This is a genomic window from Alteromonas aestuariivivens, assembly GCF_003367475.1.
Taxonomy (GTDB): domain Bacteria; phylum Pseudomonadota; class Gammaproteobacteria; order Enterobacterales; family Alteromonadaceae; genus Alteromonas; species Alteromonas aestuariivivens.
Window position 1 is genome coordinate 79348 of the sequence record NZ_QRHA01000010.1, and the last position, 21587, is coordinate 100934.

Consider the following 21587-nt stretch of genomic DNA (forward strand, 5'->3'; position numbering starts at 1 on the left):
GGGGAAATACACGTAATGGCAGAAGTATCCATAGAAAAGCTCGCCAGTGACATTGGAACGACCGTTGACCGCCTGGTTAGTCAGTTTAAAGACGCCGGCATCAGCAAGAATGCCAGTGACAGCGTCACTGAAGACGAGAAGCGCCAGTTGCTTGATCACTTGAGCAAGCAGCATGGCGGTGCCGGTTCCGGTGAGCCCACGCGCATGACATTGCAGCGTAAAACCACCAGCACCCTGAGCGTTGGTAAATCCAAAGCGGTTAAGGTTGAGGTGCGTAAAAAGCGTACTTACGTGAAGCGCAGCGAAGTTGAAGAACAGCGTCAGGCTGAAGAAGAAGCCCGACGCCTGGAAGAAGAAGCCCGAGCCAGACGCGAAGCGGAAGAAAAAGCCGCGGCAGAAGCCAAGCGCATCGCGGAAGAAAAAGCCCGTCAGGCCGAAGAAGCACGCAAAGCAGCGGAAGCGGAACGCGCTAAGCGGGCTGAAAAGGCCCGTTTGGAAGCGGCAGCCAAAGCGGAAGACACCACACTGACTGCAGAAGAACGCGCCGAGCAGGAAAAGGCCCGTGCGGAAGAAGAGCGTTTGCGCAAGCAGCAGGAAGAAGAAGCCAAGAAGAAGCTCGAAGAAGAAGCCAGAAAAGCCGCTGAAGAAGCACGCAGATTGGCGGAAGAAAACGAGCGTCGCTGGAAAGAAGAAGAAGAGCGCCGTAAGAAAGAAGAAGCCGCAGAAGTGCACCTGCATTCCAACCGCTACGCACAGCAAGCGGAAGACGAAGAAGACATGCAGGTTGAGCGTTCTTCGCGACGCCGTAAAAAGTCCAAGAAAAATGCTGGCGAGCATTTGAAGCAGGGCTTCAACAAGCCTGCGCAACCAGTGGAACGTATCGTAAAACTGGGTGCGACCATCACGGTAGGTGAATTGGCTAACCGCATGGCGGTCAAGTCTAACGAAGTCATCAAAACCATGATGAAGATGGGTGAGATGGTGACCATCAACCAGGTGCTTGATCAGGATACAGCAGTATTGGTCATTGAAGAAATGGGCCACAAGTACGAACTGGTCAATGACAATGCATTGGAAGACGAGTTGTTGGCGGATGCCGGTCAGGGTGACAAAACTGCCCGTGCGCCGGTAGTGACCATTATGGGTCACGTTGACCACGGTAAAACCTCCCTGCTGGATTACATTCGTCGCACCAAGGTTGCAGCTGGCGAAGCAGGCGGTATTACCCAGCACATTGGTGCATACAAGGTAGATACTGACAACGGCCCCATCACGTTCCTGGATACTCCCGGACACGCCGCATTTACTGCGATGCGTGCACGTGGTGCTACAGCGACAGACATCGTAGTACTGGTTGTGGCTGCCGATGACGGTGTAATGCCACAAACCAAGGAAGCGGTACAGCACTCACGGGCTGCCGGTGTACCTTTGATCATCGCGGTGAACAAGATGGACAAGGAAACTGCCGATCCGGATCGGGTGAAAACCGAGCTGTCCCAATTGGAAGTTATTTCCGAAGAGTGGGGCGGTGAGCACCAGTTCGTGAATGTGTCGGCCAAAACCGGCATGGGCGTTGAAGAGTTGCTGGAAGCCATTAACCTTCAAGCTGAAGTACTGGATCTGCAAGCCGTTAACAATGGCCCGGGTCGCGGGATCGTCATTGAGTCACGTCTGGACAAAGGCCGTGGTCCGATTGCCTCGGTTCTGGTTCAGGAAGGTGAACTGAAAGCTGGTGACATTTTGTTGTGTGGTGAAGAATACGGTCGTGTTCGAGCCATGCGTGACGAAAACGGCAATGAACTGAAAATTGCCGGCCCGTCGACTCCGGTTGAAGTACTGGGTCTGTCTGGTGTGCCAATTGCCGGTGAAGATGCGGTTGTGGTTAAAGATGAGCGTAAAGCCCGTGAAGTGGCCGCCAAGCGTCATCAGAAGAAGCGCGAACTGAAACTGGCCCGTCAGCAAAAAGCCAAGCTGGAAAACATGTTTGCTAACATGGAAGCCGGTGATGTCAGTGATCTGAATATCGTACTGAAAGCCGACGTACAGGGGTCTGTTGAGGCAATTTCTGAATCTTTGCTTAAGCTGTCCACCAGTGAAGTTAAGGTCAACATCGTTGGCAGTGGCGTTGGTGGTATTACTGAAACCGATGCAACTCTGGCAGCGGCGTCCGGCGCAATCATTCTGGGCTTCAACGTTCGTGCGGATGCAACAGCCCGTCGGGTTGTGGAAAGCGAAGAGATCGATCTGCGTTACTACAGCGTAATTTACGATTTGATCGACGAAGTGAAAGCAGCCATGAGCGGTATGCTGGCGCCTGAATTCAAGCAGGAGATCATTGGTCTTGCTGAAGTTCGTGACGTGTTCAAGTCGCCTAAACTGGGTGCGATTGCCGGTTGTATGGTCACTGAAGGTATCGTTAAGCGCAGTAACCCAATTCGTGTACTGCGTGAAAACGTAGTTATTTACGAAGGTGAGCTGGAGTCATTGCGTCGCTTTAAAGACGATGTCCAGGAAGTCCGTAATGGTATGGAATGTGGTATCGGCGTTAAGAACTACAATGACGTTAGAGTCGGTGACCAAATCGAGGTCTTTGAAGTGGTTGAAGTGGCCCGTCAAATCTGACCCTCTGGCTTTGCCGAAACGTTAGTCTGAAAAGTAAAGCGGGGGCCCAGGCCCCCGTTTTTGTCTGCTCCGTTCAAGTGACGGGGAGGCCAGTTAGAAAGGAGAATGAAAATGGCACGGGAATTTTCTCGTACTGACAGAGTGGCCCAGCAAATTCACAAAGAGGTTGCCAGCATTCTGCAAAATGAATACAAACATCGGGTCGGGCAATTGCCCTTGATCACAGTGTCGGACGTGGACGTAAGCCGCGACCTGGCACACGCCAAAGTGTTTGTAACCATCTACGACAATGACGAAGCCGCTGCTAAGGCCCAGATTAAGCAGATGGATGAATTCAAAGGTTTTATTCGCAGCCTGTTGGCCAAGCGTTTGCGTATGCGGTCGGTACCGCATCTGCATTTCTTCGAAGACAAGTCCATAACCGAAGGTATGCGGATCTCAAATCTGGTGTCGCAGACCATCGCCCAGGACGAAGCAAAAAGTCAGTCTAAGGACGAAGAGCAGGAATAAATGGCAAGGCGTCGTAAAGGCCGTAATATTAACGGCATTGTATTGCTGGATAAGCCGCTCGGCGGCTCATCCAATCAGGTTCTGCAGAAAGTACGCTGGCTGTATCAGGCTGCCAAAGCCGGGCATACCGGCGCGCTGGATCCGCTGGCCAGTGGTATGTTGCCAATCTGTCTGGGGGAAGCGACCAAATTTTCCCAGTTCCTGCTCGATGCAGACAAAACCTATGAAGTCACCGCACAGTTGGGGGTCCGCACAACCACGTCAGATGCGGACGGCGAAGTGGTGGAAGAAAAGCCGGTGATGTCAACGCCACAGCAGGTGGAAGAGGCGTGTCTGGGCTTTATCGGCCCCAGCAAGCAGGTACCTTCGATGTATTCGGCGCTCAAGCATCAGGGTAAGCCACTGTATTTTTATGCCCGTCAGGGAATAACTATTGAGCGTGAAGCCAGAGACATTGTTATTCATCAGCTTGAAATCATAAAGCTGGACCTGCCGTTTGTGGAAATGCGGGTCAGTTGCACCAAGGGTACTTACATTCGCTCACTGGTTGACGATATCGGGCAGAAGCTCGGATGCGGGGCATACGTCACCCGGTTGCATCGCACCCAGGTGGCAGATTACCCAGCAGATCGTATGGTCGACCTGCCAACTCTGGAAGCCATGGCCACGCAGGCTCACGAGCACGGATTTGAGCAGATGGACGAACTGCTTCTGCCAATGGATACTGCCGTAAAAACGTTGCCTGCGCTTGTTATTGATGACGAACAAGCCGCCCGTTTTGAGAATGGTCAAAGTGTGGTTGGGAGTTCTGATGAACCCTTGATTGCACATCAGCAATACCGGATTTATCACCGCGCGTCGACCGGGGAGCGTTTTCTGGGGGTGGGCGAGGGAGTAACCAGTCCGAAGGATCAGCCAGTCCAGTTGCGTGACCAGGGCGTTTATGCGATGCCTCGCCGTCGGGTAGTGTATTAAGTGCAAATACAAAGCACGGATTGAGTGCGACTGAGGTTTTTTCCTTGCGTCCGTCTCGTACGTCGTTATAATACGCGCTCCCAATAATCCGGCTGAATTAGTGATCGGCCGGATTTCATTAGCAGGAGAAAGATATGTCACTAACTAAAGCGGAAACCGCTCAAATCGTAGCAGATTACGGTGTGAAAGAAGGCGATACTGGCTCACCTGAAGTTCAGGTTGCTCTTTTGACTCACAATATCAACAAGCTTCAGGGTCACTTCTCTGATCACAAGAAAGATCACCACTCACGTCGTGGCTTGTTGCGTATGGTTAGCCAGCGTCGTAAGTTGCTGGACTACCTGAAAGGTAAAAACGCTGAGCGTTACCTGGATCTGATCAAGCGTCTGGGTCTGCGTCGATAAGACCAATTCAGCACTAAAAAGCGCCTGAGGGCGCTTTTTTTGTGTCCCAAATCTGTGCAAAGCGATCAGATTTTCACTCCGCGCTCTTTTTCTTGACATGCAATCAATTGGTTGCCTATTGTGAATTCATGTACCTCATGGCCGTGAATTCTCCTATGGATATCTTTCAAGTACTCTCAGATCCCCATCGCCGCCGTTTGATATCGCTGTTGAAACAGGACGGCAGTATGTCGCTGAAAGCACTCAGTGAAGGCACCGATATCAGCCGGCAGGCCGTCACTAAACATCTGAACAAACTCATTCAGGTCAAACTGGTGTACGCAGAGTTTCAAGGCCGGGTTAAGGTGCATACTCTAAACGACCAGGCTTTGTTGCCCGTGTATCAATGGCTGAGCCCATTTGCCCGGCAGTGGCAGCATCGTCTGGATAATCTGGACGAATTCCTGAATCAGGAGAATCCCAATGAGTGAAAGTATCTTGATTGATGCGATAGAACAAACCCGAACCTTTAACCAACCCATTGCCCGGGTATGGGCTGCAATCAGCGATCCCAAACAGGTCGCACAGTGGTTTGGCGAGCGGGCAGAATATCAGCTGGTAGCGGGCAGTATCGGGTATTTTGAGTGGGTAAACACAGACTGTGCCGGCAAGTACGCGATGCGTGTGGAAAAGGTACAGGCACCAAATTACTTTGCCTGGCGGTGGATGAATGACACCAACGTACCTTTTGAGATCAATGGTTCAACATTAGTGGAGTTCATTCTTACCGAAGAGGGTGAGTCCACGGAACTGCTTGTGCGGGAGACTGGTTTCGCCAGCCAAAAACACTGGCAAATGAATACCCAGGGATGGCAGAACGAATTAGCTGAACTGGTTGCCTGGCTGAGCTGAGGGAGCGGGCATTCAGACAAGCCTGAATGCCCTTATTTTTGCTTACTGTGCCGGAACTGCCGGGCCCGGGGTGCCTGCGCCGGATTTGCTCACCACCTTGGTAGCAATTTCACGGATTTCATTTTCCATTCCGGTAATGCGCCCGGATAAACTGCTGTTGCGCTGCTCAAGTACTGACAGTTTATCGGTGAGATTCTTGATGCTTTGCGCTTGTGACTGTTTGTCGTTGCCAGCCTGTTCAAGCTGGACATTCAGCGCCAGTATTTCATCGGCCAGTGAGGCGAGTTGGTTGTTCAGTGACACCAACTGGGATTTCTGGCTGCTGACATTCTCGGACACCGAGTCTACTGATGATTTAAGCGAAGACTGAACCGAGTTGACCTTGTCGCCGAGGTCTGAAATTTCCTGCTGGTTACGACGCCACGCCGACGCCCACAGTTTGTCCATCTGATCCCAGAGTTCATTGGTTTTTTCGGTCAGTTCCGTGACTTTGACCTGCAAAGCGACGGTTGATTCTCCGATTTCCTCTCCCGTTGCTGAAAGTTTTCGCTCCAGTTGAGCGATGCGATTGTCAGCTGAGAGGGCTTCTGCTTTTTGTTGTTCCAGCAGGGTGTAAAGGTAATAACAACCAACACATCCAGCCAGGGCAATCACAGCCACCAGAGTGATCCACAGGCCGTTTCCGCCACTCTTTTGTGCCGAAACGGTGCCGGGAGATGTCATGCTGTCTGGGCTTTTTGGGGCAGGAGCCGCAGAGTGCTTTTTCTGTTGGTATGAACGACGATCTTCCTCGTCGAGGCGAATGGTTGGAAATTCATCGTTTCTGGAATCGTTTGCCATAATCTCTCTAAAACATTCTCTGGATAGGCGAAATGCATCAATACTGCAGGATGTTAGCGTTATTTTATCGCTAATGCCATCCGTCCATAACGCCTTTATTCAAATGACAAATTTGGGTACTCAGGCAAGACAAGGTTACTGGACTCGTTTTGCTGGTACATTTCAACCAAATCACTTTGTAACCGGTTGCGGAATTGGCGAACCTCTTTCCACAAATCATCACTGTTGACGGTCTTGTCGGTGCTTTCCCGTTGCATTAGTGGGCCCAGAAGGCTGTAGCCATGGTAAAGCCGCTGGGCCTGGGCATATTCAAAATCCACCAGTTTTTGCGGTGGCCGTAGCTGTGCCGGTTCGCTGGTATGCATGAAATCACTCAGATAATTTTTAAGGCTATCGGCGGATTCATTGTGCGCACTTTGCCAGCGTTGTAATGTGGAAAAATTGACTACCTTGCGGGAATCCGCATCAATGACCATCATTGTCGGGGTACCGAAGTAAGCAGGGTGGCCGAACTGAGTCAGCACACCAGAAAGGTTTCTCAGCCAGCCTGCATCTAGAATCGCCAGCGAATAATGCTCATCAACGAGTTGTTTTACCGTCTCGCTCTGCAATTGTCCCGCCAGGGCACGTGAGTCATGGCACCAGTCCGCACCTATGATAAGCAGCAACGGCTTGTCTGACGCTTCAGCGTTTTGCAGGGCACTTGCTACTGCTTTTTGCGGGTCCAGGGTAAAAAGAGAATAAAACTCCTCAGTTTCCTTTGCCTGCACCTTTCCAAAGGTCAACGTGGTCACTATCCAGAAACACGTCCAAATGTGTCTAATCATGTTTACTCACTGCCTATCCATTCCACGCGGTACAAATCTCTGCGTCTGTCGAGATAGTTACGTACCGACCCTTCGTTTTGTAATTTGGTCAACTTATCCAAATCCAAATCAACAATCAACGTCATTTCCGTATTGGGGGTGGTTTCCGATACGATGGCGTCGTGCGGGAAGGCAAAATCTGACGGGGAAAACACCGCGGTCTGGCCGTATTGAATATCCACGTTGTCTACCTTGGGCAAATTGCCTACGCTGCCGGCAATGACGACGTAACATTCGTTTTCTATGGCTCTGGCCTGAGCACAGCGTCTGACCCGCAGATATCCGTTTTTGGTGTCTGTCCAGAACGGAACAAACAGGATTTGCATTTCCTGTTCAGATTGCAGGCGCGCCAGTTCCGGGAATTCTACGTCGTAGCAGATCAGTACACCAATTTTACCGAAGTCGGTATCAAACACCCGCAGGCTGTTACCGCCTTTCATTATCCAGTCTTTCTTTTCGTGTGGGGTAGGGTGAAGCTTGTACTGGCTTTCAATGGTGCCATCCCGCTTGCAGATGTAGCAGACGTTATACAGTTCTTCGTCTTCCACCACCGGCATTGAGCCTGCAATAATGGTGATGTTGTAGGAAACTGCCAGGTGCGACATGGCGGTCAGGATTTCGTCAGTATAGGTAGCCAGGTGCCAGATGGCGTCAATCGAGCTGTCAGATGGCGACAGGCCCATCAGTGGCGCGTTGAAGAATTCCGGGAACAATGCCACATCACATTTGTAGTCCGAAAGTGCATCCACAAAATACTCCGCCTGCTGCAGCAATTCTTCCACATTATTGAAGTAGCGCATCTGCCACTGAACACACCCGATCCGGGCACTGGATTTTTTGCCACCAAACAGGGAAGGCTTGTTGGGTTCAAAATAAATGTTGTGCCATTGCAGCAGCGTTGCGTAGCCTTTGGACGCTTCGTCTTCAGGCAGATACGCCTGCAATACCTGCTTGACTTCAAAACCGTTGGAAAGCTGGAAGGTCAGAATGGGGTCGTAAATGTCTTTTGACTTGACCAGTTCGATGTATTCGTATGGGCTCATTTCCGCCGCGTAATTAACGTAGTTCGGAATGCGCCCACCCGCCATGATTGATTTCAGATTGAGGTTGCGACACAGTTCCTTGCGGGCCTCGTATAGGCGCCTTCCCAATCTGAGGCCGCGGTACTGGGGGGAGGCAATGACTTCCACACCGTAAAGAACATCACCGTTTGGATCGTGGGTGGAAAGGTAAGCGTCGCCGGTGATTTCATCGTAACTGTGCTTGTCGCCAAATTGCTCATAATCAACAATAACCGAAATGGCAAAGGCCACGACCTTGCCTTTGTCTTCGATGCAAATCTGGCCTTCTGGAAATGTGGTGACCTGAGCCTTGAAGTTTTTGTACGGCCAGGCGCCACCCACACTGGCGTAGACTTCGTCCATCAGTTCCTTGACTTCGTTGTAATCATCGAGCCGCAGATTTCTGAGCTCCAGATGATGTTCGGTTTCTTCAACGACGGTTTGTTCCTGACTCATACATTAACCACCTGAATAGTTTTCGTGACTGTTTTTGTTTGGCCTTTTCGGCATTTGGGATATGGCTGGAGCCATTATGATTATGCCTGAATCCTTCAGCCGTTTCAGCGATAAAAATGTGCGTAAAAAAAGCTTGTCTATGGCTCCGGTTTGAGAGTATAAACCGCCCCCCAAGGGTTAGGTTTTAATCAATGAATGCGGCTCAACTTTTTCAGTTAGATAACAACACCACTGATAACTCCACGCTTTTTGCCCGGATTGCCGACGATCTTTACGCAAAGGGCTACAGTATTCAACCCGAAGGATTGCCCGCGGCTCTGTGCGAAGCCCTGTATCAATGCAACCAGGAATTGGGTAATGGCGACTTTGTGAATGCCGGAGTGGGGCGTCAAACTGATCATCATCGTAACCAGTTTATACGTAACGATGAAATATGCTGGATCGATGGCACTTCCGAAGCGGGCCGGGCCTGGTTAAATTGGGCGGAAGAACTCAAAGTTTTTTTAAACCGAAACCTGTTTATGGGGCTGTTTTCGTTTGAGAGTCACTTTGCCCATTATGCCCCGGGCAGTTTTTATAAACGTCATTATGATGCTTTTCGAGGAGAGTCAAACCGGGTGTTGTCTCTGGTCACGTATCTGAATCCGGACTGGCAACGGGAGGATGGTGGTGAACTGGTGCTGTACCGAAGCGATGATGACCATGAAGGTATCAAGCTGTTACCCCGTTTGGGCACTCTGGTATTGTTCCTCAGCGAAGAATTTCCCCATGAAGTACTGCCAGCGAACAAGGATCGGTTTTCCGTTGCGAGCTGGTATCGCATCAATACTACCCATGGGAATCAAATCGATCCGCCGCGCTGAGCACTCTACTTCAGTTACTCTTTTGAAAAGCGCCGGTAAGCTTGAATGTAGGGAATGAGTGGCTGAGAAAACAGCGCGGTTCCCCAAAGCAGATGACCCAGCCACCAGTCGACCAAAGTGGTTTTTAATGTGTTTTTCGGTTTTCCCTAACCAACTACATCGAAATAGAGCCAACATATCATGTAGATGGCTACACCTCCGAAAATGAAATTGACGAGTACATCGGCACTGGCGTGGGACAGGTCTTTGGTCGTTTAGGGGCATCACACTCTCATCTAGCAAAATGCAAAAAAGATCAACAGGCCCTAGTTCCAGCCTTCCACGCCAGCCATATCCGGCAGGTTGTGGGCAATGCCTTTATGACAGTCGATACAGGTTCGCTCGCCACTGGCGACAAACGTAGAGTGAAATCTGGCTGCCCGTTTTCCCTGGACAGTGAAATCCATGTAGGCAAAATCATGGCAATTGCGGCACTCAAGCGAATCGTTGGCTTTGAGTCTCGCCCACTCGTGCTGTGCCAGTTCAAGACGCTTTTCGAGAAATTTTTCACGGGTGTTTATGCTACCAAATATCTTGCCATACACTTCCTTGCTGGCCTGCATTTTTCGGGCAATTTTATCCGTCCATTTATGGGGGACGTGGCAGTCCGGGCAGGTGGCCCGCACACCCGAACGATTGGTGTAATGGATGGTGGATTTCAGTTCTTCATAGACGTTGTTTTCCATTTCATGGCAGCTAATGCAGAACTCTTCCGTATTGGTGACTTCCAGTGCCGTATTAAATCCACCCCAAAAAATGACCCCTGCAATAAAGCCGCCAAGCGTCAGAAATCCGAGGCTGTAATGGGTGCTGGGTTTACGGATCGCACGCCAAATTCTGGCCAGATAGTCTTTCATTGCGCTACCTACTCATTCTCATTCTTGGAGACTGCCATTAATTCCTTAACGTCCACGAAGGAATTGCCAACCAGAGGGGCGGCGTCGGTTTGGGATACGTGGCACTGGGTACAGAAATATCGCCGCGGCGATACCGCAGCGAGAAAGTTGCCGTCTCTGTCCATATAATGGGTGACACTGACCATGGTTGCCTGGGTGTTGGTGACCTTCCTTCGGCTATGGCATGCCAAGCAGGTATTGACGTTTAAATCAATCTGATAGTCCCGTATATTATGCGGAATGATGGGGGGCTGCATGGGATAATTTCGGCTGACTTTGAGGTCGTTGGTTATCTCATTAGCAATGGGTTCGGTGGTCACTTCCTGATCCAATGCCGCTTGCTTTCTCAGTGTCGCAACGTTCTGGGACAGCACGGTTGCACTAAATAACAGGATTGCGCAGGCGAGTATCCGGAGCATCATAATCATACCTTTTCAATTTTAACCGCACATTTTTTGAAGTCCGTCTGCTTGGAGATGGGATCGGTTGCATCCAAAGTAACCTTGTTAATCAGTCGACTGGCGTCGAACCAGGGAACAAATACAACTCCAACAGGCATCCTGTTTCGCCCCCGTGTTTCGACCCGAGTCCGCATTGCACCGCGGCGTGACTGGATGGACACTTCATCTCCGCGGCGTAAACCACGGTTTTTCGCGTCGTCGGGGTGCATGTATACCAATGCATCAGGCATGGCTTTATACAGTTCGGGGACCCGTTGTGTCATTGAGCCTGAGTGCCAGTGCTCCAGCACTCGCCCCGTTACCAGCCACATATCATAGGTCTCGTCCGGTGACTCGGCAGGCGGCTCGTAAGGCAGCGCGAATATCAGTGCACGGCCGTCGGGTTTGCCGTAAAAATCCCATCCTTCCCCTGATTCGGACTTGGCATAGGGGTCGGAGCCTACTTTATAACGCCAGAGGGTTTCCTGACCATTTACCACCGGCCAGCGAAGCCCGCGGGCACTGTGGTAATTTTCGTACGGGGCTAGGTCATGGCCGTGACCCCGTCCAAAGGTGGCGTATTCCTCGAATAACCCTTTCTGAATGTAAAAGCCGAAATGTTTGGCGTCATCATTGGGAAGGCTCTGGTTGATCTGATCCAGCCCAAACTGATTGACCTGACCATTTTCAAACAGCACCTGATAAAGTGTTTTACCGCGGTACTGAGGCGCTTTTTGTAAAAGTTCGTCCGGCCACACTTCTTCCATGGTGAAACGTTTGGAGAATTCCATGATTTGCCAGCAGTCGGATTTGGCTTCTCCCGGTGGTGTAACCTGCTGATACCAGGTTTGGGTCCGCCGTTCTGCGTTACCGTACGCTCCTTCTTTCTCCACCCACATTGCGGCAGGCAGGATCAGATCGGCTGCCTGTGCCGTCACTGTAGGGTAGGCATCACTGACAACGATGAAATTTTTGGGGTTGCGGTATCCGGGTAACCCCTCCTGGTTCATATTCGCTGCGGCCTGCATATTATTGTTGCACTGAACCCAATAGGCGTTGAGCACACCGTCTTTCAGCATGCGGTTTTGCATAACGGCATGAAACCCCGGCTTGGCTTCGATGGTGCCTTCCGGCAGTTTCCATATTTCCTCGGCAATCTGGCGGTGTTTGGGGTTGGCTACCACCATATCGGCGGGTAATCTGTGTGAAAAGGTGCCGACTTCACGGGCTGTACCACAGGCTGAAGGCTGGCCGGTCAACGAAAAAGGACTGTTGCCGGGCTCGGCAATTTTTCCGGTCAGAAGGTGAATGTTGTAGACCATGTTGTTGCACCACACCCCCCGGGTGTGTTGATTAAAGCCCATAGTCCACAGCGACATCACTTTGGTATTTGGGTCGGCGTAGAGCTCAGCCAGCTGAATCAGCCGTTCCTGCGGAACGCCGGATAATTCCGAAGCGTATTCAACCGTATAGGTGCTGACAAACCTGGCAAACTCAGCAAAATCGATATCTTCAAAACCACCGGCATCAGCATTGTTTTTGGCGGCCTGCTCCAGAGGATCATCATCCCTTAAGCCATAACCAATGTCAGTGTTGCCCCGAACAAAGCGGGTGTGCTTGCTGACAAAGTCCTGATTGACCTTGTCGTTCTGAATGATGTAATTGGCAATAAAGTTAAGAATTGCCAGGTCGGTATGTGGAGTAAATACAATCGGTATGTCGGCCAGATCGAAGGACCGGTGCTCAAAGGTCGAAAGCACCGCTACCTTCACGTGGCTGGCACTCAGCCGCCGGTCGGTGATGCGGGTCCAGAGAATGGGGTGCATCTCTGCCATGTTTGAACCCCAAAGCACAAAGGCATCGGCAGCTTCCATGTCGTCGTAACACCCCATTGGCTCGTCGATGCCAAAAGTGCGCATAAAACCCGCAACTGCGGATGCCATGCAATGACGGGCGTTGGGGTCAATGTTATTGGAACGAAAGCCGGCTTTCATCAGCTTAACCGCAGCGTAGCCCTCCATAACTGTCCATTGGCCGGAGCCGAACATGCCCACTGAGGTAGGGCCTTTGTTTTTGAGTGCCTGTTTGAATTTGTCGGCCATGACATCAAAGGCAGTGTCCCAGCTTACTGGCGTAAATTCCCCGTTTTTATCGAACTGGCCGTTGGACATTCTGAGCAATGGCTGGGTGAGGCGATCTTCGCCGTACATAATTTTGGAAAGAAAGTAACCCTTTACACAGTTCAGCCCCCGGTTCACCGGGGATTTGAAGTCGCCGTGAGTGGCAACCACCATATTGTCGCGGGTAGCAACATTGATACTGCAGCCGGTGCCGCAAAACCGGCAGGGTGCTTTATTCCAGTTTAACTGTGTATCGGCGCTGTCTGTGTAGAGGTTGGTCGCCTGCCCTGGCAGGCTCATTCCGGCGGCAGATGCAGCGGCGGTAACTGCGCTGGCTTTCATAAATTGACGTCTGTCTAAACTCATGGCAAAGGACTCGGGCTAGAGGAATCGGGGGCGTATTCGTGGTAGACAGCGGCAACATCCACCACACCGGTTACAATGCGCATCTGTTCTGAGATGTGCGCAATGGTTTGTTGGCTGGTGCCTTCAGCGGTGACAATGATTTTGCCAGAGATGTCCGTGGCATGAACTTCTGCGCCCGGGATCACGCCAAGCTCGCGGGTGGCTGTGTAAAGCTGCTCGGGACGGCATCGGACTATCAGGCTGGCAACATGGTATTCACTCATAGACAGCCTCCCCGGTTGTTAGTGAAATGGCATCGGCCGGGCAATCTGAAATACAGGCACCACAACCTGTACAGGTGCTGGTGTCTACCTCAGGACGCGGAACCCCGCTAGTTAGCGGAAATCGAATTGCATTGGGTTCGCAGGCGTCACGGCACGATTGACACACAATGCGCTGTTCAGCCAGGCAGGCTTGGCTTATTTCCAGGTTGAGCGACCACGGCGATTCGGATCGCTCGTTGAACAGTCCCTCAGGGCAGTGGGAGGCACACTCGTAACAGAAGGTGCATTCGCCAATGCTGAAATTCACGCCCGGAAAGCCGCCATCACCGCGAACAATGATATTCTGTGGGCAATGTTCTGCGCACGCCTGGCATTGGGTACATTGGTCGGTAAAGGTTTCTGGGGCCCTGAGCCAAGGCAGACGCGGCGCAGTGTTCACGTTGCGTGTGCGGCCCAGGGTTAAAAATGAACGACGTTGAAAATTGGTTGCCATCGGATGTGTGTCTACCCTGCGGTGTAAACCGGCGGGCCAAATATCATCTGGCTAATCCAGATAACAAAACCGAGTCCACCCACCAGCATTACCGCCAAAAGTGGAAACAAAATAACGGTGATAAACACAAAAGCGTGACGTTCGTACCGTAACTCATCGGACATGGTGTCGTCTCCAACCTAGAGGAAACTTAAATATAGAACACCGTAATCCTCCGGCAACGGCATCACCGCGCGATGATTGCAGTCCTAATCAGAATGTTCGGAGTTGTTTTATCCCTTTTGGATTTGGATTTTTGATAAGCGTTTGAAAACCTTGTACTCAGTAGTTTGGCCTAAAAACAGTGCATATATCTAAAACTAATAATATGAGATCTTGAAATGCTAAAATTGTATATTAAATCGCCAAATAGAGCGCTTTGACATTGGCCTTATGGTTAGCGCCTTTGAGTAAGTTTTGGTAGCATGGGAGCCGCAGTCGTTGCTTTTTCAAGTGGCAGAACAAGTGAACGAATTGCATGCCGCTTAGAGGGTTGTCAGCCGGAATTTGCATTCGTGCCAGGGAATGGTCACCAGTGTTACGCTAACAAAGGACAAAGAATGCGTTATTTGCCGGTAAAAATTTTAATTATTGATGACGATACGTTGCGGATTCACCGATATCTCAAGATGTTGCCCTCAGATCACCAGGTTCAGGTGGCGAAATCGGCAGATGTGGGGATGAAACTGGCCCAGGCTAACTCTCCAGACGTTATTCTTCTTACCGACCGTTTTGCTGACAGCGACGGTTTTGTTATGTGTCACCGCTTAAAGGGCGACCGCCGCACTCACAGCATTCCTGTGCTGATGGTGAGTTGTGACCCTGACGAAGCCACCCAGGCAAGAGGTTTTGAGCTGGGTGCTGCCGATTTTATCAGTTGGCCTACTTCACCACTGTTACTGAAAGCCAGGGTAAATGCGCATGCAAGGGCCTACCGCCAGTCGCGGCAGCTGGAATCACAATCTACTCACGACCCGCTGACTGGAGTGGCCAACCGGCAACAATTTGAGCAAACCCTGCATATGGAGGTAGAGCGCTGTAACCGCAGTCATACGGCTTTGTGCCTGTTGACGCTGGATATTGATGATTTCGATGCATACAACGACCATTATGGATACGGGATGGGTGAACAGCGGCTAATGACGCTGGCAAGAATTCTCGGTGCTGAGGCGGGCAGATGCACCGATTTAGTTTGCCGGATAGACACTGAGGAATTTGCCGTCCTTTTGCCCGGCACTTCCGTTGAAGGCGCAAGGAAGCTGGCCAGTGCCATTCAGGATGAATTTGCGATTAAGAAAATTGAATCAAACCAGAAAGGCAAGAATGGGTTTCTTACGGTCAGTGTTGGGGCTGCTGTAGTGGATTATCAGCGCCATCAGCCTGGCGCACTGGACGCCGGGTTGATGCTTAGGGCTGCTGGAGCCGCTTTGCAGGATGCAAGAGCTAAGGGGATGAACAAAATGGCCTGGCAGTTCGTGGTTTCTGAGCACTGATTGCTTCGTTCTGACTCATTCTGAACGGATTCAACACCGTCAGGGACATAAAACTGGCATTTGGTATTGTTGTGGTGCTACCATCGGTTTGAGCATTCACTTCAGGCTATTCACACTTAGCATAGCTAAAATAATCGTTGCCAGTGTTTTGAAGGGAGCTTCTTTCGCCCAGCACTGTTGGGCGTTGTATACCCTGAGTCGTCAATGGTAAAGCGGCACCGCCTTTGCGATGGGGATTAATGGATTAAGCGTTGTGCCTGCATCAGGTATTCGAGCAGTAAAGTGGTAATGAATGTCGGACAAAATCCCTGCCCCAACTCCTAAAGAAGATCTGAACTTCCTGATCATTGACAATCAGGGGTTGGTTCACGATGTGATTAAAACCGCGCTCGCGGAAATTGGTATTAAGCGGATCGCCAGCGCGCTTAACGCCTATCATGCACTTCGACTGTGTGAAACCCTGCAGTTTGATTTTGTTCTTCTGGCGTTCAATGTCAGCCATGACAAAGATGGTTTCCATCTCTATGAAGAGCTAAAACACAATCGCTATATTACCGATAAAACCACCGTCATTTTTCTCAGTGCTGAAACCAGTGCTGAACTGGTCAATTGCATTGTGGAGCTGCAACCGGACGATTTCTGGGTCAAGCCACTTGACCGCAAGCGAATTGAAGGGCGGCTCAACTACCTAATCGATATTCGTCGCAAATTGAATAAGCTATTGCATTGTCTGCATGTCGGTGACTATTCCGCAGCCATTTACTATGCCGAACGTAAGCTGAAAGAGAAATCGGTGGCAGAATATCACGTGCGCTTACGCCGTATTATCGGTGAATGCCTTATGCATCTGCGTGACTATGAAACCGCGGAAAAATACTACAGCCGGCTATTGAACAATTACGATCATGCCTGGGTGCATATTGGGCGGGCAAAGGCGCTTCTAAAGCAACACAAGCAGGAAGAAGCCGATGCGCTGATAGATGAGTTGCTTACCCGGCGTGATACCCGTTTCCTGACCTACGATTTGCTGGCGCAGTTTTTTATTGAAAAAGAAGATTTTGAGTCTGCTTACGCGCAAATGAAGGAGGCCAGTCGTCTGGCTCCGCGAAATATTGAGCGGAACAAACGCTTATGGGATTTGGCGCGACTGAATCATGACAAAAGCGGCCAGCTTAGTGCAGTTCAGAACATGGCCAAGTATGCCAAGAACTCCATCCACGACTCTCCTGAACTGACGTTGAATGTGATCAGGTCGATGCTTGACCTGGCAACCAGTCTTAATGGGGCTGAAGCTGAGCGTATTACCCGCCGGGCCGAGAGTGAAATTGACGGCTTGGTCAACCGCAAAGGCATCGGCAATCAGCTGGCCGACCAGGTTGAAGTGCTGAAAGCCAGGATTTATTGCCTGCGCAATGACAAGAAATCCGCCGAATCCATTATGAAGAGCAAACCGCCTTCCACAGATGGTTTCACCATGGAAGACAATCTCGACAAAATGAAAGCGTTTCATGAGTTGGGGATGAAAGAGCATTGCCTGTCCATTCTGGAAAAACTGCGTAAACAGATTGCCGGAGATACTTTTTCCAGCCAGGTGGTGGATGAATATCTAAAACAGGAATCCATTGAGCGGCGTGAGATCAGTTTTACAACGAACGAACTCAAGCAGATGGCGACGGTAAATTTCAAGGAAGGCCGTTATGTGCCTGCCTACAACAATTTGCGTCAGGCACTGACTCTCGCTCCGAAAAACAAGCCGGTGGCATTGAACCTTCTGAAGGTACTGGTGCAAATACGCAGGCAGGGCGCGTTGGGGCACGAACAGCAAACTATCGCCCAACAGGCAGCAATGCTATTGATGGACGAAGACCTGCCAGCAACCCAGGTACAAAAACGGGATGAATATCTCAAACTGCTTGGAATTGAACTTGATGCCACCAATGACGATGCCGTGAAAAAGCAGGTTAACCCATAGATTTACCTGCTTCGAGCCGGGCCACCAGCCAGGAGTGGTCCTCAAGAACCTGCAATGCATAGTCAAGCGCCGTTTCGATGAGTGACGGTATGGCATTCGCCAGGTGCCTGACCATAGCCTGTTCGAGCAGGGTGGAGCGCCTGTCCCCGCGGCAATGGGCCAGGCACAGGGCCTGACCACACCAGCGGGCGTATTCATTGAACCCGCCATTGACGTTCTTCCTGCCTGCCGCAATGTCCTGCGGACCGATCCCCACTTTGGCGTGATGGCGAGAGCGGATTAGCCAGTGTTTGTTCTGCCATTCCACTTCGTCCAGCAGCAAGTCAGGCCGGCGCTGCATGCGTTTCTGGCAACGTGCGGTGAGATGGGCCGGATTGAGTCGGTTTACCGGATGTAATTCATCGAAATAGTGCAATGGTGCCGCCAGCCGCTGAGCTTTGACTTCAACAATATGGCACCGTGCAAACGACGCTTCAGTATGAGGCCGCGCAGGGCCAACCAGAAAGTAAAAACGTTCCATATTGACCGAGCCTGTGCCTGAGTCTGTGCGTTCGACTACATCAATAACAGCATCATCCATATAGGGTGAAAAATTCCAGGACAGTTGCTGATACAGGTGGGGGGCCAGCTTGATGAACTTTGGTTCTTTACGCCGGAAGCGCAGACCGTCCTCTCCGAATTCTATGCTTTTGGCCAGTGCACTTTTGGCGGTGAAATCCTCGCCGCCAGCCGCTCGTCGGCATGCTTTGGAATAGCACTTGTGCAATGCACTGCTGTCTGGAAAATGATTCAGCGTGCGGTAGATAGCTTCCGGAAAATCAACCAGCTCAGTACAGGTATCAAGGTAACTCTGCAGGAAACTGTGCATGGCATTCACAACCTGATCGGGTTCTACCGACGGTTTATCCGGATCGACTTGTGGTGCGTCATACTTTCCGGTTCTGGCCCCCTGACAGTGCTCAACCACCAAGGCAAGGGAAATTAAAAAGCGCAGTATGTCCCATCCTGCCACTCCCACACAGGCGTCATCAAAGTCGTTGGGCGCAAAAATCACGGTGTCTCCGTGTGAACCTTCCTCGGTAATGAAGCCAAAATTGGAGGTATGGCAATCACCCAAAACACAGGTGAGAGGCATTTGATTAAAGGCTTCTGGCAGCTTAATGCGCTGAGCCCGGAGATCTGCGTAAAACAATTGTGCAGTACCTCGAAAAAACACAAAGGGGCTGGTCGCCATTTTGCTGTGTTTGCTGTTCATCGGGTTCGGAATGGTGCCGTCAATTCGACGGATTTCCTCAGTCAAAAATTCTGCGCGTGTCATTGGCCAGCCCATCTTGGTGTCGGAGCAGGAGTTCTCAGCTAAGCATAAACCCTATCGCACACGCCTTCCTGTCTATCAGCAGTTTTATGCGACAGGCTGATGGCCTGCATGAACGCATGTTGATTCCAAAACTAGATTACTGGTTATTTATCTAATCAGAAAATGAGATTAGGTGGTTCAACATTCCCAATTAGTTTTCCCATACCAGGGTCGGTATTCTTGTCCCACGTTTCGGGCGGGGCTCACTATCAAAAATGCTTTCGCCGCCGAATTTTAACTGAGGGGCAGAGATGAAGCCTGCCGTTCAACCTAACTTACAACGGGAGATAAACCATGGCGTTGATTAACACCGCAATAAAACCTTTTAAAGCAAATGCGTTCAAAAACGGCGAGTTTGTAGAAGTAAGCAGCGAAGATATTCAGGGCAAGTGGGCAGTATTTGTATTCTACCCAGCGGACTTTACGTTCGTTTGCCCGACTGAGCTTGGCGACATAGCCGACAAATATGAAGAGCTGCAGTCTCGTGGCGTCGAGGTATTCTCGGTTTCAACAGACACTCACTTTACTCACAAAGCGTGGCACGATTCGTCTGAAACCATCGGAAAAATCAAGTTTGCCATGATTGGCGACCCCACCGGTGAAATTACCCGTAACTTTGACTGCATGCGTGAAACCATGGGGCTGGCAGATCGCGCAACTTTCGTGGTCGACCCTGAAGGTGTTATCCAGGCAATGGAGATCACCGCTGAGGGTATTGGCCGTGATGCAGATGACCTCGTTCGCAAGGTTAAAGCGGCTCAGTACGTTGCGTCTCACCCGGGTGAAGTTTGCCCGGCAAAATGGAAAGAAGGTGAAGCGACTCTGGCTCCTTCGCTGGATCTGGTTGGTAAAATCTAACCCGCTCCGACCATTCTGTTACCGGAGTGCGGGGTAGTGTCCCGCACTCTGTCCGATTCATTGAACACAGAACATGAAAAGGCAGGATTACCGTGCTAACTAAAGATATTTTGCAAGCGTTACAGGGCTACACCGCATCCATGCAAAAAGCAGTAACTTTTGTGCTGCAAACGGGTGAACACAGCAAGCGCAATGAACTTGTGGCATTTCTGTCTGACATTGCCAGTGTGAATGACAAAATCCGTTTGGAACAACGCGATACCCAAGGACTGCTGCGAAGCCCGGTCAGCTTCTTACTCGAAGCCGACGGTGAAGATACCGGGATCCGTTTTTCCGGGATCCCTGGAGGGCATGAGTTCAACTCTCTGGTGCTGGCATTGTTACACGCATCGGGCACTGAATTGAAAATAGATCAGAGTATTGCGTCGCTTGTGCAGGGTGTAGAAGAGAAATTACATTTTGAAGTATTCATTAGCCTGAGTTGTCACAACTGCCCCGATGTGGTTCAGGCACTCAATCAGTTTTCCTTGCTGAACCCGAATATCAGCGCGGAAATGATCGACGGTGGTCTGTTCCAGGCGCTGGTCGACGAACGGGACATCCAGGGCGTGCCCAGTGTTTACCTGAATGGTGAACTGTTTGCCAATGGTAAAGTTAACGCAGCAACGTTGATTGACAAATTACTGGAGCGCGACCCATCGCTGGCGAAAGCCAATAAGGGCCAGACTCTGCCATTACAGGACGTGACCGTTATCGGAGGTGGCCCAGCAGGGGTAAGCGCCGCCATTTACAGCGCCAGAAAAGGCCTGAAGGTGACTATCGTGGCTGACCGGTTTGGCGGTCAGGTTAAAGACACCATGGGCATTGAAAACCTGATTTCCGTGCCCAAAACCACTGGCCCGGAGTTGGTGGGAAATCTGCACCAGCACATGCAGGACTATGACATCACGCTCAAGGAGCATGTGCGGGTCGCGGGCATTGAAACCGGCAACATTAAAACTCTGACACTTTCTTCCGGTGAGGAAATAGCCACCCGCTCCATTATTGTGGCTACCGGCGCGCGCTGGCGTGAACTGGGAGTGCCGGGTGAAAAAGAAAATATTGGTAATGGCGTGGCGTACTGCCCTCATTGTGATGGCCCGTTTTTCAAAGGCAAAGATGTGGCAGTGATTGGCGGCGGAAACTCGGGCATTGAGGCAGCACTGGATTTGTCTGGTATTGTGAAATCGGTCACCGTGTTTGAATTTATGCCGGAACTGAAAGCTGACCAGGTGCTGGTTGAGCAGGCGCGGAAGCGTGACAACATTACTATCATCAAAAACGTCGCCACCAAACAGATTGTGGCTGAAAACGGCAAAGTCGTAGGTATTGAGTACCAGGATCGAGCCACCGGCGAGACACTTACGTTACCGCTTGCCGGCGTGTTCGTTCAGATCGGGCTGGTACCCAACAGCCAGTTTATGCAGGGTGTGGTTGAGATGACCCGATATGGCGAAATTGTGGTGGACAACAAATGCGTTACCTCTGAGCCCGGCATTTTTGCTGCGGGGGATGTGACCACAGTGCCTTATAAACAGATTGTGATCTCCATGGGCGAGGGGGCGAAGGCATCGTTGTCGGCATTTGAATATCTGCTTACTCATCAGATGGAGGAGCAATCGATGGATGAAGTTGCCTGACGGACTGACAAATTTTAAATCGCTTAACCCGGCTCCGCTGGGGACGGGTTAAGCTTAGCCGGCAAAGGTGATTATTTGGGATTG

21 protein-coding genes are annotated in these 21587 nt (G+C 50.9%); 11 read left to right on the plus strand and 10 right to left on the minus strand.

Annotation, left to right across the window (positions count from 1 at the left end; translation table 11 throughout):
• Positions 1-15 precede the first annotated feature (15 nt).
• From infB to DXV75_RS13835, 6 genes are all read left to right on the plus strand, one after another.
• Positions 16-2622 (plus strand): translation initiation factor IF-2, encoded by a 2607-nt coding sequence (infB, locus tag DXV75_RS13810; protein WP_115594013.1) that lies wholly within the window; start codon positions 16-18, stop codon positions 2620-2622.
• A 111-nt stretch (positions 2623-2733) separates the two neighbouring features.
• A complete protein-coding gene (rbfA, locus tag DXV75_RS13815; protein ID WP_115594014.1) occupies positions 2734-3132 on the plus strand; it encodes a 30S ribosome-binding factor RbfA in 399 nt (132 codons plus the stop codon).
• Positions 3133-4107 carry a tRNA pseudouridine(55) synthase TruB gene (gene truB, locus DXV75_RS13820; RefSeq protein ID WP_115594015.1) on the plus strand — a complete coding sequence of 325 codons (975 nt, stop codon included), beginning with the start codon at positions 3133-3135 and terminating at the stop codon, positions 4105-4107.
• 134 nt (positions 4108-4241) lie between these two features.
• The gene (gene rpsO / locus DXV75_RS13825) at positions 4242-4511 is read left to right on the plus strand and encodes a 30S ribosomal protein S15 (protein WP_115594016.1); all 270 of its coding nucleotides are present in this window, start codon (positions 4242-4244) and stop codon (positions 4509-4511) included.
• Positions 4512-4666: 155 nt separating this feature from the next.
• Positions 4667-4981 (plus strand): ArsR/SmtB family transcription factor, encoded by a 315-nt coding sequence (locus tag DXV75_RS13830; RefSeq protein WP_181898433.1) that lies wholly within the window; start codon positions 4667-4669, stop codon positions 4979-4981.
• Entirely contained in the window at positions 4974-5402 is a 429-nt protein-coding gene (locus DXV75_RS13835; protein WP_115594018.1) for an SRPBCC domain-containing protein, read from the plus strand. Before DXV75_RS13830 ends, DXV75_RS13835 begins: the two co-directional genes overlap by 8 nt.
• A gap of 42 nt (positions 5403-5444) precedes the next feature.
• Here DXV75_RS13835 and DXV75_RS13840 read toward each other — a convergent pair whose 3' ends face one another.
• The 3 genes from DXV75_RS13840 to DXV75_RS13850 all read right to left on the minus strand — a co-directional run bounded on the left by DXV75_RS13840 (position 5445) and on the right by DXV75_RS13850 (position 8625).
• Positions 5445-6242, minus strand: a complete 798-nt coding sequence (locus DXV75_RS13840; RefSeq protein WP_115594019.1) for an AAA family ATPase — start codon at positions 6240-6242, stop codon at positions 5445-5447.
• A 95-nt stretch (positions 6243-6337) separates the two neighbouring features.
• Positions 6338-7069, minus strand: a complete 732-nt coding sequence (locus tag DXV75_RS13845) for a thioredoxin family protein (protein WP_115594020.1) — start codon at positions 7067-7069, stop codon at positions 6338-6340.
• A gap of 2 nt (positions 7070-7071) precedes the next feature.
• Positions 7072-8625, minus strand: coding sequence for a carbon-nitrogen hydrolase family protein (locus DXV75_RS13850; protein ID WP_115594021.1), 1554 nt, complete (start codon positions 8623-8625; stop codon positions 7072-7074).
• 191 nt (positions 8626-8816) lie between these two features.
• On the opposite strand from DXV75_RS13850, the gene DXV75_RS13855 reads away from it, so the two are divergent.
• Positions 8817-9488 carry a 2OG-Fe(II) oxygenase gene (locus DXV75_RS13855; RefSeq protein WP_115594022.1) on the plus strand — a complete coding sequence of 224 codons (672 nt, stop codon included), beginning with the start codon at positions 8817-8819 and terminating at the stop codon, positions 9486-9488.
• Between the two features lie 305 nt (positions 9489-9793).
• Here DXV75_RS13855 and DXV75_RS13860 read toward each other — a convergent pair whose 3' ends face one another.
• From DXV75_RS13860 to DXV75_RS13885, 6 genes are read right to left on the minus strand one after another with little or no spacing between them, the layout of a single operon-like run.
• On the minus strand, positions 9794-10384 hold the full coding sequence (locus tag DXV75_RS13860; protein ID WP_115594023.1) for a cytochrome c3 family protein: 591 nt from the start codon (positions 10382-10384) through the stop codon (positions 9794-9796).
• Positions 10385-10392: 8 nt separating this feature from the next.
• Positions 10393-10845, minus strand: coding sequence for a nitrate reductase cytochrome c-type subunit (locus tag DXV75_RS13865; RefSeq protein WP_115594024.1), 453 nt, complete (start codon positions 10843-10845; stop codon positions 10393-10395).
• Positions 10846-10847: 2 nt separating this feature from the next.
• Entirely contained in the window at positions 10848-13349 is a 2502-nt protein-coding gene (napA, locus tag DXV75_RS13870) for a periplasmic nitrate reductase subunit alpha (RefSeq protein WP_115594025.1), read from the minus strand.
• Positions 13346-13612, minus strand: coding sequence for a chaperone NapD (locus tag DXV75_RS13875; RefSeq protein WP_115594026.1), 267 nt, complete (start codon positions 13610-13612; stop codon positions 13346-13348). Before DXV75_RS13875 ends, napA begins: the two co-directional genes overlap by 4 nt.
• Entirely contained in the window at positions 13605-14105 is a 501-nt protein-coding gene (napF, locus tag DXV75_RS13880) for a ferredoxin-type protein NapF (RefSeq protein ID WP_115594027.1), read from the minus strand. Before napF ends, DXV75_RS13875 begins: the two co-directional genes overlap by 8 nt.
• A gap of 11 nt (positions 14106-14116) precedes the next feature.
• Positions 14117-14269 carry a periplasmic nitrate reductase, NapE protein gene (locus DXV75_RS13885; RefSeq protein WP_115594028.1) on the minus strand — a complete coding sequence of 51 codons (153 nt, stop codon included), beginning with the start codon at positions 14267-14269 and terminating at the stop codon, positions 14117-14119.
• A 435-nt stretch (positions 14270-14704) separates the two neighbouring features.
• Between DXV75_RS13885 and DXV75_RS13890 the strand changes: the two genes are divergently transcribed.
• Together DXV75_RS13890 and DXV75_RS13895 are read left to right on the plus strand one after the other, a co-directional pair.
• On the plus strand, positions 14705-15637 hold the full coding sequence (locus DXV75_RS13890) for a GGDEF domain-containing response regulator (protein WP_181898434.1): 933 nt from the start codon (positions 14705-14707) through the stop codon (positions 15635-15637).
• A 292-nt stretch (positions 15638-15929) separates the two neighbouring features.
• Positions 15930-17609 carry a response regulator gene (locus DXV75_RS13895; protein ID WP_115594030.1) on the plus strand — a complete coding sequence of 560 codons (1680 nt, stop codon included), beginning with the start codon at positions 15930-15932 and terminating at the stop codon, positions 17607-17609.
• Here the strand turns inward: DXV75_RS13895 and DXV75_RS13900 are convergent.
• Positions 17599-18927, minus strand: a complete 1329-nt coding sequence (locus tag DXV75_RS13900; RefSeq protein WP_115594031.1) for a DUF2252 family protein — start codon at positions 18925-18927, stop codon at positions 17599-17601. The genes DXV75_RS13895 and DXV75_RS13900 overlap by 11 nt on opposite strands.
• Before the next feature lie 339 nt (positions 18928-19266).
• On the opposite strand from DXV75_RS13900, the gene ahpC reads away from it, so the two are divergent.
• The gene (gene ahpC / locus DXV75_RS13905; protein WP_425451714.1) at positions 19267-19824 is read left to right on the plus strand and encodes an alkyl hydroperoxide reductase subunit C; all 558 of its coding nucleotides are present in this window, start codon (positions 19267-19269) and stop codon (positions 19822-19824) included.
• A 92-nt stretch (positions 19825-19916) separates the two neighbouring features.
• The gene (gene ahpF / locus DXV75_RS13910) at positions 19917-21503 is read left to right on the plus strand and encodes an alkyl hydroperoxide reductase subunit F (protein WP_115594033.1); all 1587 of its coding nucleotides are present in this window, start codon (positions 19917-19919) and stop codon (positions 21501-21503) included.
• Positions 21504-21587 lie beyond the last annotated feature (84 nt).